The sequence below is a fragment of the Mariniflexile litorale genome, assembly GCF_031128465.2.
Lineage (GTDB): Bacteria > Bacteroidota > Bacteroidia > Flavobacteriales > Flavobacteriaceae > Mariniflexile > Mariniflexile litorale.
The window spans coordinates 1,815,771-1,833,081 of the sequence record NZ_CP155618.1 but is presented as its reverse complement, the minus strand read 5'-3'; the positions used below and the strand labels follow the sequence as shown (position 1 = coordinate 1,833,081).

The window sequence follows — 17,311 nt, the reverse complement described above, 5'->3', positions numbered from 1 at the left end:
TTAATCGACTGATAAATATATAAAACCAAACAACGGCTTATAGTTAAAGGTTTTATAAAAATTATAGGTTTTCGTTGAATAAATTCAACTTTTTCAACCATGCTGTTTTACGTTCCAACAAGAAAATATCTACCAACAAAAAGAAAATGGCAAACACTAAAAACCATTGAAATTGGTCTTTAAAATCGGCATATTCTTTTGTTTCAAATTCTTTTTTATCCATTCCGTTTAAAATATCTCCTATTTTTTTAACAACATCGTTTGTATTTTTACCATTTAAATACACACCATTGGCTTCGGCAGCAATCTTTTTAAGTGTTTCTTCATCCAATCGCGTAATAACGGTTTCCCCTTGATTATCTTTTTTATAATTCAAAACAACCCCGTTGCGTTTTTCTGGAATGGGACCCCCTTTTACATCACCTACTCCAATGGTAAAAATTCTAATACCAGCTTCATTTGCTTCCTCAGCTATCGTTGTGGCGCCTTCACTATGGTCTTCCCCATCTGAAATAATTATAAGAATACGGTTAGTTTGTTCTTCATCATCAAAATAAGTAGTAGCTAATTTAATAGCTTCGTCTATTGCGGTTCCTTGCGATGATAACATATCGGTATTCATACTTTGTAGGAACATTTTTGCCGAACCATAATCGGTAGTAATGGGCAACTGCGGAAATGCTTTTGCTGCATAAGCAATAATACCTACACGGTCGCTTGCTAAATTATTAATGATTTGGGTTACTAATTGTTTTGCTTTATCCAATCGGTTGGGTGCAATGTCTTCTGCAAGCATACTTTTAGAAACATCTACAGCAAAAACAATATCAACGCCTTCACGTTTTATAGTTTCTAACTTGGTACCAATTTTTGGATTTACCAATGCCATAGCTAAACATGCAAAAGCTAAACTTAATACCACTATTTTTAAAACCGATTTGAATAAGGATGCATTCGGACTTAACTTTTTTAATAATACTTTATCGGCAAATTTGCGTTGGGTGCGATGTTTCCAAAATTGAAGCAGCAAAAAGAATAGGATTATTACTGGAATAATTCCTAAAGCCCAAAACCATATTTTTTCGTCTAATTGATACATTAACTGTTTATTTGTTTGTCCCCTAAATCCCCAAAGGGGACTTTTTTTGTTAAATAAAACTTCTAAAAAGCGTGTTTCTAAGTAAAAATTCTATTAATAAAAATAGGCCCGCTAATAATACCAACGGACGGTATTTTTCTTCGTAATTGTAGTATTTAAACTCTTCTACATCTGTTTTCTCAAGTTTGTTTATTTCGCCATATATTTCTTCAAGCTTTTTGTTATTGGTGGCTCTAAAATATCTTCCTCCTGTAACTTTTGCTATATCTTTTAGTAATACCTCATCTATTTCTACTTGAACACGTGCGTATTGAAATTGTCCGTTTCTAGGGTCTATGGCAACAGGCGATAAAGCCATGCCATTTGTGCCTAAACCAATGGTGTATGTTTTTATACCATATTCAACAGCCAATTCACTCGCAATTTTAGGATCTATAAAACCGGTATTATTAACCCCATCTGTAAGTAATATAATCACTTTACTTTTAGCTTTACTATCTTTTATTCTATTTACAGCTGTTGCTAAACCCATTCCAATAGCGGTTCCACCTTCAATAATGGTGTTGTATTTAATGTCTTTTAATGAGCGTAATACAATTGATTTATCACTAGTAACAGGGGTTCTCGTATAACTTTCTCCAGCATACTCTACCAAACCTATTCTATCATTTGGTCTGCCTTTAATAAACTCTGCCGCTACATTTTTTAAGGCTTCTAATCTATTTGGCGATAAATCTTTTGCCAACATACTTGCTGAAACATCTATAGCCATTACAATATCAATACCTCGGGTTGTTTTTGTTTTAGAAGACACATCAACCGTTTGTGGTCTTGCCAATGCCGTAATTAACAAAGCTAATGCCAATAATCGCAATATAAATAAACCATGCTTTAGTTTTGGTAACCAAGAGCTTGTAAGCTTAAACCCTTGCAAACTTGAGATTTTAAGTTCGGCTGTTTGCTTTTTATGTTTGAAAATATACCAGAGTATTGCCAGTGGCAATATCAAAAATGCCCAAAACCATTGTTTATTTAAAAAATCGATGCCTTCAAACATTATTCTTCTGCTTTTTTAAGTTCAACTGAATTTAAAATACGTGCTATCATTTGGTCTGCATACTCATCATCCATTGGGTAGGATAAAATAATTTGTTGTAACACATTTTCTGAAGCAAATTGTAATAACACATAGTTTGCTTCTTGTAATTTTTGACTAATTGGATTTTTAATTTTTAGTGTTCCATAAGTTTTTAATCCTTCGGCACCGTTTGGAGTTACAAACTTATCTCTTAATACCACAATATCTTGAGCACCTTGAGCTTCTATACCTTTTAGGCTTTGTTCCGATGCCTTTTCAACATCTATCTCTATTTTATTTTCACCTGTATTTTTATAGGAATTCGTATTTACCATAATACTAAACACATCTAATAAAGTACCGTAAGTAAAGGTGGTTTGAGTTACTTGTGCTTTCATTTCATCTGGAAGCGGCATCTCAATACGAGATAATACTTTCGGAGTCGAAATAGTTACGGGAGGTACACCATAAGCACTGGTTACCCAATCGCCTTCTAAAAGTTCTACACTATCATGACCAATAATGGTATCTTTTACATAGCTGAACCCATATTTTAAACCAAAACCAACAAATGTTGCTATTAATAGGAACACACCAATTACAACTGTAATGATTATCTTTTTACGTTTCTTTTTACGTTCTAACTCTTCTCTGTATTGTTCATCTAGAAGTTTTTCTTCTTCGGTTGGTTCAGGAAGTGCTTCTTTTACATGGTCAATCTCAATATCGATGGTATTTCTATCTAATTTAGCAAGTTCAATATCTACGGCAGATTTGGCGAACTTCACCAAATCGGCACGTTTTAAAATGCTCTCTAAATTTTTAATATCTTCTAAACTCAACTCTATTTGATTTCCATCTTTAAGGATATTAAGTCTGTTAATCAACTCGTCTGTAGTACTTTCTAAGGCGCGATCATATACCTTTTCATCTAGGTATTTTCTAATAATAAAGGTAAGATCAGAATAGTATTCTTTTATGGAATCGGTTTCTAAATAATGACTTTCATCTAACTTTTTCAGTGCCAATTTCGCACGATCGTAAGGTGGTAATAAGGCTATTTGTTCGGCTTCAGTTAATGGTTTTTTACGCCAAATAAACCAATACATTAAAAATCCAACAATGCCAATTATTAAAAGTGTTAGTAACAAATATTTCCACCAATCGCTGCCCTTTTCTTTAACTTCAATAATGGGTTTTATATCGTAAAGCCCTTGTTTTGTTGTGTCTATAACCACATTATTAACCTCAACCTTTAATGAATCGGTAAAAAATGTTTTATCTCCTATAATAATTTTTTGTCTAGGAATGGTGTACGTCCCCGAATCGAATTGGGTTAAACCATACTTTTTTATAAGGTTGTATTTGTCATTCTTTTTAATGGTATCAATCGCATACGATTCAATCATTTCTAAAGGGGAGAATGTTTGCCCTTCGGGAAAAACCACCAAGCCGTTGGGTTTGGTCTCTACTTCAATTTTAAAAGTAATTTGTTGCCCTATTTTGATTTTTGTAGAATCGATGGAAGATGTTACTTGTGCATTTAAAAAACAAGAAAAAAGAAACAGGAAAAAATAAAATAAGACCAATGACCGTTGATTATTGACCATGGTTTTCATATTTATAATTCGTAATTCGTAATTCATAATTTGTTTATCCTCTTCTTTTAAAATACCCCAACATTTTTTTAACATAACTTTCATCCACACGGCAATCGATGTTACCAGCTCCCGATTTTGTAAAGCTGTCTTTATAATACTCTACTTTTTCTTGGTAAAACTTACCATAATTAAGTCGTACTTTTTTCGATGATGTATCCACCAACATATATTCACCAGTTTCTTCATCTAACATTTGTACCACTCCTAAATTAGGAATCTCCTCTTCACGTTTATCGTACACGCGAATACCTGTTACATCGTGTTTTCCAGAAACAATTTTCATGGTTTGGCGGTAATCATCTGCAATAAAATCAGATAATACAAACACGATTGCTTTCTTCTTCATAACGTTTTGCATGAATTTTAGAGCTTCGGCTAAGTTGGTTTGTTTACTTTCAGGCTCAAACTCAATTAATTCACGAATAATACGCAGTACGTGCGAACGTCCTTTTTTGGGTGGGATATAAAGTTCTACTTTATCTGAAAATAAAATTAAGCCAATTTTATCGTTATTCTGTGTTGCAGAAAATGCTAAAGTAGCTGCAATTTCTGTAATTATTTCATTTTTAAATTGTGCTTCGGTACCAAACATTTCAGACCCGGAAACATCTACCATAAGCATCATAGTAAGTTCCCGTTCTTCTTCAAAAACCTTTACATAAGGCTCGCTATAACGTGCGGTAACATTCCAATCTATATTTCGAACATCATCACCAAATTGATACTGGCGCACCTCGCTAAAAGTCATACCACGACCTTTGAAGGTTGAATGATATTCACCTCCAAAAATATGATCAGACAATCGACGTGTCTTAATCTCTATTTTTCGTACTTTTTTTAGTAATTCTTTAGTATCCATTTTTCCTCTCTCCCAACCCTCTCTCCAAAGGAGAAAGGGCTTTTAAAAAATTTAATTTTTTTGTTACCCTTTTAAAGTCCTTCCCTTAGGGAAGGATTTAGGATGGGATTTAAGGTACTTCTATTTCGTTTACTATTTTATTGATAATGTCTACTGAAGTTATGTTTTCAGCTTCAGCTTCATAAGTGATGCCTATTCTGTGTCTTAATACATCATAAACAATAGCACGTACATCTTCAGGAATTACATACCCACGACGTTTTATGAAGGCGTAGCATTTTGCAGCAGTGGCTAAATTGATACTACCACGAGGTGATGCGCCAAAAGAAATTAATGGTTTTAAATCGGCAAGTTTATATTTTTCTGGATAACGTGTTGCGAAAACAATATCTAGTATGTATTTTTCAATTTTCTCATCCATGTAAACTTCACGAACAGCAGATTGCGCTTTCAAAATTTGTTCAACGGATACTACAGCATTCACTTTATCCCAAGCTCCTTTTAAATTAGCTCTCATTATCAATTGCTCTTCAGCAATTTTTGGATAGTCTATAACCGTTTTCAGCATAAAACGATCCACTTGTGCTTCTGGCAAAACATAAGTTCCTTCTTGTTCAACGGGATTCATGGTTGCCATTACCAAGAAAGGTTTGTCAAGTTTAAAAGTTTCATCACCAATCGTTACTTGCTTTTCTTGCATCGCTTCAAGTAATGCCGATTGTACTTTTGCTGGTGCACGGTTAATCTCATCGGCTAATACAAAATTCGCAAAAATTGGTCCTTTTTTGATAGAGAAGTCGTTCAACTTCATGTTATAAATCAAGGTACCTGTAACATCGGCGGGTAATAAATCGGGGGTAAATTGTATTCTGCTAAAGCTTCCATCAACCGCTTGTGCCAAGGTATTAATGGCTAAAGTTTTCGCTAGCCCTGGAACACCTTCTAATAATATGTGTCCTTGTCCCAACAAACCAATAAGCAAACGTTCAACCATATGCTTTTGACCTACGATGACTTTATTCATCTCAAGCATCAGTAAATCAACAAAAGCACTTTCTCTTTCAATTTTCTCGTTAATAGTCTTAATATCAATTGTACCTGTTTCTTCCATTATTATTTTATTTTTAAAAGCTCGAATATACAGCCCTTATTTGAGCATTGCAAATTGTTAAAATTTTTCTTTTAAGCCTGTTAAAGATTGGTTAAAATAATTAGGCTAAGGCGTTAATAATAGGTTAAATAAATATCTGGTTAAAAAGTATATAAGATGCTTATCGCTATTAAAGCAAGTTTTAAGTATTTTTATGAATGAATTAGACGATTTAATATTAAATAAATGACAAAAACAGCCTTAATAACTGGCGCAACAAGCGGCATAGGACATGCAACAGCTTATGAATTTGCAAAGCATGGTATTAATTTAATTTTATGCGGAAGACGATTAGAACGTTTACACACCATACAAGAAGCCTTAAGTAAATTAACAAATGTGCATATTTTAAATTTTGATGTACGTGATAAAGCAGAAACTTTTAAAGCCATTGAATCACTTCCAGTAAACTTTAAACATATCGATATTTTAATAAACAATGCAGGTAATGCACATGGTTTAGATCCTATAAACGAAGGCAGTATTGACGATTGGGAAGCCATGATAGATATAAACGTGAAGGGACTACTATATGTAAGCAAAGCCATTATACCGCAAATGACCGAACGACAATCGGGTCATATTATAAATATTGGTTCATCGGCAGGTAAACAGGTGTATCCAAAAGGAAATGTGTATTGCGGTAGTAAACATGCTGTTTTGGCTATTACAGAAGGCATGCGCATTGATTTAAATCCGTTTGGAATTAAAGTTGGCGCCATAAGTCCTGGTTTGGTTGAAACCGAATTTTCACAAGTACGTTTTAAAGGTGATAAAATTGCCAATACCGTTTATGACGGTTTTAAAGCTTTACAAGCTGAAGATATTGCTGAAATTATTTATTTCGTTGTTTCTAGACCTGCCCATGTTAATATTGCCGATATGCTAATTTTTCCAACGGCGCAGGCTAACGCATTCACCTTGAATAAACAATAAAAATAGATAATGCCCTGATGATCAACAAACGCCTACTTATAAAACACCTTTTATCACACAACGATGAAAATAGTTTTTATGATAAAAAACGTAAAATTGATATCAGTTTTAAAGAAGGTAAAGCTAAGTTTTTAAAACATGTTTGTGCACTTTCAAACAGCAATCCAAAAAACAACTCGTACATTGTTATTGGTGTTGAAGACGAGGATAATGATATTGTAGGTGTCGATTTTTTTGATGATAGCAAAATTCAAAATCTCATCAATGCCTATTTAACCAATCCGCCTGTTGTTCAATATGAAAACATTCCGTTTCCGCATTTACCAGATCATAAGGTGGTTGGATTAGTCACCATTCGCCCAACAGGAAAAATCACATCTTTACGAAAAAATATTTGGAAATATTATGGCGGTTCTGTGTTTTTTAGAGATGGGAGTATGAGCATGCCCAAAGTTTTCGATGTCGAAATAAAAGACGTTAACTCTAAAATTGTTGAGTCTATTGAAAACAATTCACAAAATAACATAGAACACACCTTAAACGGTGTTTTCGATTTTTTAAATAAAAGAAAAGACTACAACGCTCAATATAAAGTATTTAAAGAATACTTTGTGGTATGTTGGGCTGGGCAAAAAAAAATTATTAAAGATGAAATATTCTTTTCTAGGGTTGATATTGAACTGATTAACGAACAGGTACGCTTGTTTTTTTCAGCTTTAGATGAAGTGGCTATTTTTATTGATGATGATTCATTTAAAATTGTAGAATATGTAAATTTAGGATTTCAAAATTCTAATAAGTATTATCAATTAGAAGAAACGATTATCAATTTCGAAAACAATGCCAATTACACTATTGAAACCAAGCTACTCTTTGAACCGCCGCAGTATGATAAAAAAATATTACACCATATTTACAATACCACAAACGCCATTTTAGAAAAACTAAAAAAAGGACAACCTTTCACAAAAAATGAAGAAACCGATTTAAAAAATTTACCAATAACCTATTTAATTTGTTATCTCAATTTATTTCATGAAGCTATAGATAAATTGAATGAAGCAAAGCCCTACTTAAGAGCATATAGTGAAGAATTATACCATTTATATAAAGAATCCATGCGTGTTTTAAGAAAAGTTAAATACAGTTAATATAAAATGTAGGAAACTTAACCATAAATTAACTTTAATGTTTTTTTTCTTACGAAATAAAACATATATTTGTTTCGCTATTAATCTTTTCAAGATAAAACCTTGTTTCTCCCGACATAAATTCGGCATTGGAGCAAGGTTTTTTATTAAAGATTATTTAGTATTCTGTGATATCTACTTCTATCCATTTATTTAAAACCACGGCATAATCGTCTCCATTTGAAAAATTATTTGAACCTATTGAAGTTTTCTTATTTATACCATTAACCCCTAATTGTTAGAAAGCTTCCTTTATTCCAAGACTGCAACTCGTTAGACCTTATTATTAATTTGCGAATTACTTAACTATAAATTAAAACACTAATAAAAGTAATTTTAGTTTGAAGTTTCATTTTTAGAATTCACTAACTTTAAGGCATATTTATCAGCCATAAAAAACCTAAGTAATAAAATAAAACCGTAATTTAATTAACAAGAAACAGCCTACGCTCCCTTTTTGTAAATTTCGCCGTCTTAAAATCATCCATTCTATGTCATTAAAAAAACTTTTCACTTTCGTAATGCTAATCACTTTAGCCGTATCCTGCAAAAAGAAAGAAATAGAAACCGATAATTTATTTAAGTTTAGAGAGTATATAAGTTATACCTCTTCTGGGTTAGTTTCGGTTGCAGAACCTATTCAAATTAATTTAGCCAAGGATGTTGAAGGTTGGGAAATGGGCATGGAAATTACAGACCCTATTGTAACGGTCTCTCCTCATGTTCAAGGAAAATTGGAAGTTACTAACAAGCATACACTACTATTCACACCAGATGAATACTTAGAACCTTCAACAGAATATACTGTAAATGTTAAACTAAAAGACATTTATAAAAACATTAAAAAAGACTTTGAAACTTATACCTTTCAATTTAAAACCATAACTCCAAATTTTAATATTGTTACCAATAATTTACAATCGTATAGCAAAAATTGGCAATATTTAGAAGCTATTATGCGTTCGGCAGATGTTATTTCGCTTCAAGATGCCAAAAAATTAGTAGAGGCATTTCAAGGTGATAAAAAACTTTCTATTGCTTTTAACGAAGCGAGTGAATACGCTAAAGTATTTGAGTTTAAAATTGATAGCATCAACCGTAAAATAGATGACAGTGACATTCTTGTAAAATGGAATGGTAAGGCTATTAAAGCAGATAATGAAGGTGAAAACAAAATATTTATTCCTGGAATAAATAACTTTACGATTGTAAATGTCGATGTTATTCAAGCTCCAGAACAACATCTGTCTATTAACTTTTCCGACCCCTTAAAAAAGCAACAAAACTTTGATGGATTGATAACGCTACAATCAGTAAAAAATCCTAAATATGTAGTAGATGGGAATGTGCTAAAAGTATATCCAGAATCTAAATTGGTTGGGAATATTCGGGTTGATGTATTTCAAGGTATTTCGAACACCGATGGTTTCAAACTCAAAAAACCATTTTCTGAAATCATTGCTTTTGAAGAACTAAAACCAGAAGTCCGCTTAATTAGCAACGGAACGATTCTACCAAACTCGCAAGAACTAAAATTTAATTTTGAAGCAGTAAACTTAAAAGCGGTTGATGTTCGAATTATTAAAATTTTTCAAGATAATGTGCTTCAGTTTTTGCAGGACAATAATTTAAATAGTAATGATTCTTACGCTATTAGACAGGTAGGTCGCCGCATTGCAAAGCAAACCATTCAACTTCAAAATCAAACTGAAAACACGGGTAAATGGAAAGCGTATAGTATCGATTTATCTAAATTTTTCAATGCAGATGCAGGTGCTATTTATCGCGTTGAATTGAGCTTTAATAAAAGTTATTCATTATATAATTGTGATGCCAATACTACGGTTACAAACACAGAAGATGATGATTATGACGAATATTATGAAGATGAATACGATGAAGAAAATCCAACAGAAAGCACGCCCGAAGAAGAAGAATTGCGTGAAGAAGCCTATTGGGACAACCTAACCTACCGCTACAAAAACTACCATTATAATTATCGCGAAGAAAATAACCCGTGCCATGATGCCTATTATAACGACTCTAAAATTGTCTCGCAAAACCTATTGGCATCAAACCTAGGTGTTATTGCGAAACAGGGCAGTAATAACTCGTATTATTTTGCAGTTACTAATATTTTAACCACCGACCCAGAAACTAATGCTACGGTAAAACTTTATAACTTTCAACAGCAAGAAATAGCTAGTGCATTAACTGACAATGAAGGTTTAACCCTTGTTGATTTAGACAAAAATGCGGCTTTCGCCATTGTTTCAAAAGGAAAAAACACGACTTATATAAAACTTGCCGATGGCAACTCGCTATCGCTAAGTAAATTTGATGTGTCTGGGAATAAATTACAACGCGGACTTAAAGGCTTTATTTATGGTGAACGTGGGGTTTGGCGACCTGGAGACACGCTTCATTTAACGTTTATGTTGAACGATTTCACCAATCCACTCCCAAAAGGGCATCCTGTTAAAATGGAAATTACAGATCCCAACGGTAAATTGGTTTATAAGAATGTAACATCCTATCACTTAAATAACTTCTACAAATTTACGGTTGCAACATCGTCTGAAGATAAAACAGGAAATTACAATGCTAAAGTTTCAGTTGGTGGCGCAACGTTTTATAAAGGTTTAAAAATTGAAACAGTTAAACCTAACCGCTTAAAAATTAAAGTAGATTTTGAAAACGACATCCTTACAAGTAAAGAGCCTTTGAAAGGAACTTTAGATGTGAAATGGCTTCATGGCGCACCTGGAAAAAACTTAAAAGCAGAAATTAAAGCAAAATTCAGTAGTTATAGTACCGCGTTCAAAAATTATAAAGATTATATTTTTAATGATCCAACACGACAATTTAACACGGAAGAAATCAATGTTTTTGAAGGTGTTGTAGATGCTGAAGGTTTAGCGAAAATCAATAATAAATTGGAAATTGGTAAAAATGCCCCAGGCATGTTAAACGTACAGTTTTTGGTACGTGCTTTTGAAAACGGTGGCGATTTCTCAATGGATGCTTTTACCAAGCAATATGCTCCTTACGAGTCGTTTGTAGGTTTACGCGCCCCAAAAGGAAATACTTATGGTTCATTTTTTACAGACGAAAATCAAACCTTTGATGTGGCTGTGGTAGATGCCAACGGTAAACCTATAAAACGCAATAACCTTGAAGTTAAAGTATATAAAGTGGAATGGCGCTGGTGGTGGAATTCATCATACGACAACTTGTCTACTTACGTATCTAGCTCGTATCATAAACCTTTTTTAAACACAAAAATTAACACCGATGCTAATGGAAAATCACAATTAAATATAAAAATTCCAGATAATCAACGTGGTCGATACCTCATTAGAATTGTAGATCCTGTTAGTGGTCATGCTACAGGACAAACTGCCTATTTTTATAAAAATTGGTATACCCCAGCTGGTGATAAAGAAGCTGCTAAAATGTTAGTTTTTTCTGCGGATAAAGAAAATTATAACGTAGGTGAAACGGCTAAAATTAAATTCAAATCGGGTAGTGAAGGTCGTGCTTTGGTTAGTATTGAAAATGGTACTGAAGTGTTAGATTATAAATGGGTGAAAACAAAACAAGGAGAAACTACCGTTGAAATCCCTATCACTTCTGAAATGACACCCAATGTATTTATCAATATTTCATTATTGCAGCCACATGCCATAACAGCCAACGATTTACCAATTCGTTTATATGGCGTAATTCCCATTATGGTTGAAGATCCAAGTACTAAACTAGAACCTCAACTAAAAATGCCTAATACACTACAACCTGAACAAGAATTTCAAGTACAAGTTTCAGAAAAAAACAAAAAAGCCATGACCTACACACTAGCCGTTGTGGAAGAAGGTTTGCTTGATTTAACACGTTTTAAAACACCAAATGCTTGGGACGAATTTTATGCCCGTGAAGCTTTGGGTGTAAAAACTTGGGATGTTTTTGATGATGTTATTGGCGCTTATAGCGGAAGTGTCGATCAGGTTTTTGCTATTGGTGGTGACGGAAGTGCCGCAGCAGGGAAAAACAAAAAGGCAAACAGATTTAAACCTGTTGTTACCTATTTAGGGCCTTTTTCATTAAAAGCAGGCGAAACAAAATCACATAAAATTAAGCTTCCAAATTATATTGGCGCAGTTAGAACGATGGTGGTTGCAGGAAACCATAAAACCAAAGCGTATGGAAACACAGAAAAATCTGTGGAAGTTAAAAAACCTTTAATGGTATTGGCTACGCTTCCGCGGAAATTAAGTCCTGGAGAAAAAGTAACGCTTCCAGTAACCGTTTTTGCTATGGAATCTAAAGTAAAAAACGTTAACATCAGTCTCAAATTAAGTCATGGTATTTCTATAGTGGGAGAAAAAACCAAGAATCTATCATTTGCCAGACCCGATGAACAAATGGCGTATTTTGAATTAGACGTTAGTAAAGCAAAAGGCATTAGCACCATTGAAGTAATCGCAACAGGAAACGGAGAGAAATCGACTTACAAAGTGGAGTTGGATGTTATAAATCCAAACCCGATAACTTCTATTCCTATTGATAAAACGTTGGAAGCAAATGAATCGCAGTCTTTAGATTTTTCAACCTTTGGAGTAACAGGTACAAATAGGGCAACCGTTGAGTTTTCAACCATGCCGCCTATGGATTTTTCACGTCGTTTACAATACCTCATTCAATATCCTCATGGGTGTGTAGAACAAACCACATCCAGTGTGTTTCCACAATTATTCTTAAGTGATATTTTCGATTTAACACATGATAAAAAACAAACTATTGAAAGTAATATAAAAAATGGCATCATTCAATTAGGACATTTTCAACAAGCAAATGGCGGTTTAAGTTATTGGATTGGAGAAAATACTGCCGACGATTGGGGTACCAGTTATGCAGGTCATTTTATGATTGAGGCAGAGAAAAAAGGCTATGTACTACCATTAACCTTTAAAAATAATTGGCTAAAATACCAAAAACAAGCAGCTAGAGATTGGCGTCCAAGTTATAGAACCTATAATTCCGATTTAGCTCAAGCTTACAGATTATACACTTTGGCACTCGCAGGAAATGCAGATTTAGCCGCTATGAATCGTTTACGAGAGTTTACTGAAATTTCCAACGAAGCCAAATGGCGTTTAGCAGCGGCTTATGCTTTGGCTGGTCAAAAAGAAGCGAGTACCAGTATTTCAAAAACAGCTAATATTAATTTCTTGCCGCCAAAATATAATTATTATACCTATGGTTCTGTGGATAGAAATCGAGCTATGGCTTTAGAAACCATGGTACTCACTAAAAACTCTAAAACGAGAGAATTGGCACAATACATCGCTAAAGATTTATCAAGTAATCGATGGATGAGTACGCAAACCACCGCATATAGTTTACTAGCCATGGCAAAAATGGTGAACGCTAATGGCGGAAAAGCATTACATATAAGCTATACCATTAACGGGAAAACCGAAACCATAAACTCTAAAAGTGCCATTGCCCAACGCGAATTAAGAGTATTAGATGGAGCAAACGCCATGTCTATAAAAAATAATAAAGACAATATCGTGTATGTGCGTATATTAAACTCTGGAAAATTACCTTTAGGTGAAGAAATTGCAGAACAACGTGGTTTAAGCATTTCTCTAGCTTACAAAGATTTGAAAGGGAATAAAATGGATGTGTCGAAACTGCAACAAGGACAAGATTTTGTAGCAACCGTTAGCATTAGTAACATGAAAAATGAAAGTGTACAAAATGTGGCACTAACCGAAATTTTTCCTTCTGGATGGGATATTGTAAACACCCGTTTTACAGACTTTGGAGAAGCTACTACAAGTCAGGCGCGCTATACCGATATTAAGGATGACCGTGTAAATTTCTATTTCGATTTGCCCGAAAAAGGAAAACACAGCACCAAAACTTTTAATGTGATGTTGAATGCATCGTATTTAGGAACGTATTATTTACCAGGAATTCAAGCCGAAGCCATGTATGATAATGAGTATTTAGTAAGAACAAAAGGGCAGTGGGTTACTGTTGAAAAATAAATTATGACAAAAGATTTCAAACCTTATTACGCCGTTATTTTCACTTCAACCCAAAACATAAACATGGAGGGTTATTCAGAAATGGCAACAAAAATGGAAGATTTAGCTAAAAAACAAAACGGCTATTTAGGAATGGATAGCGCCAGAAACGAGGTTGGTATCACCGTGAGTTATTGGGAAAGTCTTGAAGCTATAAAAAATTGGAAACAACAAACAGAACATCTCGAGGCACAACAAAAAGGGCGACAAGATTGGTATAGCTGGTACAACGTGCGAATTTGTAAAGTAGAACGGGAATATGAGTTTAATAAATAACCGTCATTACGAAGAAAGTATGACTGAAGTAATCTTTTAAATTGAACAGATTGCTTCGCTTCACTCGCAACGACGTTTCACATCAAAGTTTGAAACTAATAAGCTATATAAAACATCATAAGTTAAAATCGATACTAATCGTTTCGCTTTTAATTACATACTATTTCAGTTTACCCAAACAACTTTTTAAAGACCCAACTGCTACGGTAATTACAAGTAACAACAATGAACTTTTAGGGGCTCAAATTGCTAAAGATGGCCAATGGCGATTTCCTCAAAATGATCGTGTTCCAGAAAAATTTAAAACCTGTATCATTCAATTTGAAGATGAATATTTTTATAAACACCCAGGTTTTAATCCTATTTCCATTTTTAAAGCATTACGCGATAACCTTAAATCGAATACTATAAAACGAGGCGGGAGCACCATAACGCAACAGGTGATTCGTCTGTCAAGAAAAGGACAAGAACGCACCTATTTTGAAAAAGTCATCGAAATTATTCTTGCCACAAGATTAGAATTTAGAGCATCAAAAAACCAAATTCTGTCTTACTACAGTAGCAATGCCCCATTTGGTGGTAACGTGGTTGGTTTGGATGCCGCTTCGTGGCGGTATTTTAATAGAAATTCCTCCGAGTTATCCTGGGCAGAAAGTGCTACACTTGCCGTTTTACCAAATGCACCAAGCCTTATTTATCCTGGGAAAAACCAAGAACGCTTAATTAAAAAAAGAAATTTACTGCTTAAAAAACTTTTAGAAAACGAAGTCATCGATTCGTTGACTTACAATTTATCAATTGCTGAAAGTTTACCTCAAAAGCCCTACCCATTACCACAAATAGCACCTCATTTATTGCAAAAAGTGTCACAATTACATTCGGGTAAACGCATACAAACCAGTATTGATAATCGTTTGCAAAACCGCGTTAACTATATTGTAAAAACCCATTACAACCAATTAAGTCAAAATGGAATTTACAATGCCGCTGTATTGGTTTTAGATGTAAAAACCAGAAAGATAATGGCTTATGTTGGTAATACGCCAACAGACAAAGCTCATCAAAAAGATGTAGATGTAATTGATAAACCCCGAAGCACCGGAAGCATTTTAAAACCATTTTTGTATACAGCCATGTTGGATGCTGGTGATATTTTACCCCACACATTAGTCGCCGATGTGCCCACACAATTTGGAAGTTACAACCCTGAAAATTATAACAAAACGTATGATGGGGCCGTAGCAGCAAGTCGGGCTTTATCACGCTCGTTAAATGTGCCTTCGGTACGTATGCTTCAAGAATTTGGGTTAGACCGTTTTTATCATTACCTAAAAGCTCTTCAGCTTAAAAATTTAAAATATAATGCGAATCACTATGGCTTGTCACTTATACTTGGTGGGGCCGAAAGCAACCTTTGGGATTTATGTAAAAGCTATGCAGCATTATCTTCAACCTTAAATCATTTTTCTGAAACCTCCAGCGAATATTACAGTAATGAGTTTTGTGAACCCACTTTTTTAGCTTCGGAAACTGTTAACTTTGGAAAGAAAACTTCTGATAAAACGCTGTTTGATGCCGCTTCCATTTATTTAACTTATGAAAGTTTAAAAGAAGTAAATAGACCCGAAGGCGATGAAAGTTGGGAGTTTTTTGATGGCTCTAAACAAATTGCTTGGAAAACGGGTACCAGTTTTGGCTTTCGTGATGCTTGGGCAATAGGAACTACAAAAGATTATGTAGTAGGTGTTTGGGTAGGTAATGCCGATGGCGAAGGCAGACCCGGATTGGTGGGGGTACAAGCAGCAGCTCCTATTTTATTTGATGTATTTGATTTATTACCAAAAAGCAACTGGTTTTCTAAACCTTTTGATGAAATGCAGGAAGTATTCATCTGCAAAAAAAGTGGCTTTAGAGCGTATCAAAATTGTGATGAAGTTGAAGAAAAATTTATTCAACTAAGCGGGTTAAAAACCAGACCTTGTCCCTTTCATGTGTTGGTACATTTAGATGCTTCTGAGAGTTATCAGGTAAATGGATCGTGTGAAACGCTTAGTGATATTAAACACAAATCTTGGTTTGTACTTCCACCATTAATGGCTTATTACTACAAAGCTAAAAACCCATTTTACAAGCCATTACCTAAATTTAGAAGTGATTGTTTGGGCGATAACACTATTACCATGGAATTTATCTATCCTGAGGAAAACAACACTATTTTTTTACCAAAGGATTTTGATGAAAAACCAAACGATCTAATTCTAAAAATAGCCCATTCAAAACCAGATGCAGCCCTATTTTGGTACTTAAATGAAACATTTATTGGAAGCACTAAAGATATTCATGAATTAGCTATAATTCCCAAAGAAGGCAAACACCTTATTACCGTTGTAGATGAATTTGGAAATGAAGCAAAAAGAAGTATTACTATTACAAAATAATTTATAAATTTATGGAAATCAAACAACTGCACTATGCCTGCTTTTCCTAAACCAAATTTTGTTTACAATTTTGATGTGGATAACTAAATTTAAAACCCAAAAAATCATAAAATAAAACATCACATTCCATAAAAATCAAGTGATAAACTTTTAATTGCCAACTAGAACATTACCAACTTAGGTTTACAAAAACTCTAAATACGCCATTTCAAAAAATATAATTACGATGGGTCATTTTAATATTCCTAAAATTGAACAAGGCGACCAAACATATGATGCTTTAATGAAACGTGGTTTAAAACTACCTGAACATTCTACTCAAATTTATTCTAACATCAATAATGATAAACAATACGATCAAATTGCATTTTTACCTTCATTGAAATCTAACATTAAAGCCAATGGTGTATTTGATTTTGATGCCGTTTTATTTCCAGATTTATGGCAATCTAGCGTTTCCAACTTTAAAAAATATTTAAAATATTATATTTCGGACCATAGACCTATGTGGATTCAATTCGAATTGTAA

The 17,311-nt window shown here is 33.8% G+C and carries 11 protein-coding genes; 6 read left to right on the top strand and 5 right to left on the bottom strand.

The window, feature by feature from the left end; translation table 11 throughout:
* Nucleotides 1-61 precede the first annotated feature (61 nt).
* From QLS71_RS07745 to QLS71_RS07725, 5 genes are all read right to left on the bottom strand, one after another.
* Nucleotides 62-1,099: a VWA domain-containing protein gene (locus tag QLS71_RS07745; RefSeq protein WP_308993650.1), complete on the bottom strand. Its 1,038-nt coding sequence runs from the start codon at nt 1,097-1,099 to the stop codon at nt 62-64.
* Nucleotides 1,100-1,148: 49 nt separating this feature from the next.
* Nucleotides 1,149-2,156 carry a VWA domain-containing protein gene (locus tag QLS71_RS07740; RefSeq protein ID WP_308993649.1) on the bottom strand — a complete coding sequence of 336 codons (1,008 nt, stop codon included), beginning with the start codon at nt 2,154-2,156 and terminating at the stop codon, nt 1,149-1,151.
* Entirely contained in the window at nt 2,156-3,871 is a 1,716-nt protein-coding gene (locus QLS71_RS07735; RefSeq protein ID WP_348636614.1) for a BatD family protein, read from the bottom strand. The genes QLS71_RS07740 and QLS71_RS07735 overlap by 1 nt, the downstream gene beginning before the upstream one ends.
* The gene (locus QLS71_RS07730; protein ID WP_308993647.1) at nt 3,831-4,697 is read right to left on the bottom strand and encodes a DUF58 domain-containing protein; all 867 of its coding nucleotides are present in this window, start codon (nt 4,695-4,697) and stop codon (nt 3,831-3,833) included. Before QLS71_RS07730 ends, QLS71_RS07735 begins: the two co-directional genes overlap by 41 nt.
* A 109-nt stretch (nt 4,698-4,806) precedes the next feature.
* Nucleotides 4,807-5,808: a MoxR family ATPase gene (locus tag QLS71_RS07725; RefSeq protein WP_308993646.1), complete on the bottom strand. Its 1,002-nt coding sequence runs from the start codon at nt 5,806-5,808 to the stop codon at nt 4,807-4,809.
* A gap of 225 nt (nt 5,809-6,033) precedes the next feature.
* On the opposite strand from QLS71_RS07725, the gene QLS71_RS07720 reads away from it, so the two are divergent.
* From QLS71_RS07720 to QLS71_RS07695, 6 genes are all read left to right on the top strand, one after another.
* On the top strand, nt 6,034-6,783 hold the full coding sequence (locus QLS71_RS07720; RefSeq protein WP_308993645.1) for an SDR family NAD(P)-dependent oxidoreductase: 750 nt from the start codon (nt 6,034-6,036) through the stop codon (nt 6,781-6,783).
* 17 nt (nt 6,784-6,800) lie between these two features.
* Nucleotides 6,801-7,934: an ATP-binding protein gene (locus tag QLS71_RS07715; protein ID WP_308993644.1), complete on the top strand. Its 1,134-nt coding sequence runs from the start codon at nt 6,801-6,803 to the stop codon at nt 7,932-7,934.
* A 530-nt stretch (nt 7,935-8,464) separates the two neighbouring features.
* Nucleotides 8,465-14,029 carry an MG2 domain-containing protein gene (locus QLS71_RS07710; RefSeq protein WP_308993643.1) on the top strand — a complete coding sequence of 1,855 codons (5,565 nt, stop codon included), beginning with the start codon at nt 8,465-8,467 and terminating at the stop codon, nt 14,027-14,029.
* 3 nt (nt 14,030-14,032) lie between these two features.
* Entirely contained in the window at nt 14,033-14,344 is a 312-nt protein-coding gene (locus QLS71_RS07705; protein ID WP_308993642.1) for an antibiotic biosynthesis monooxygenase, read from the top strand.
* An 89-nt stretch (nt 14,345-14,433) separates the two neighbouring features.
* Nucleotides 14,434-16,782, top strand: a complete 2,349-nt coding sequence (pbpC, locus tag QLS71_RS07700) for a penicillin-binding protein 1C (RefSeq protein WP_308993641.1) — start codon at nt 14,434-14,436, stop codon at nt 16,780-16,782.
* 226 nt (nt 16,783-17,008) lie between these two features.
* Nucleotides 17,009-17,311 carry a hypothetical protein gene (locus QLS71_RS07695; RefSeq protein ID WP_308993640.1) on the top strand — a complete coding sequence of 101 codons (303 nt, stop codon included), beginning with the start codon at nt 17,009-17,011 and terminating at the stop codon, nt 17,309-17,311.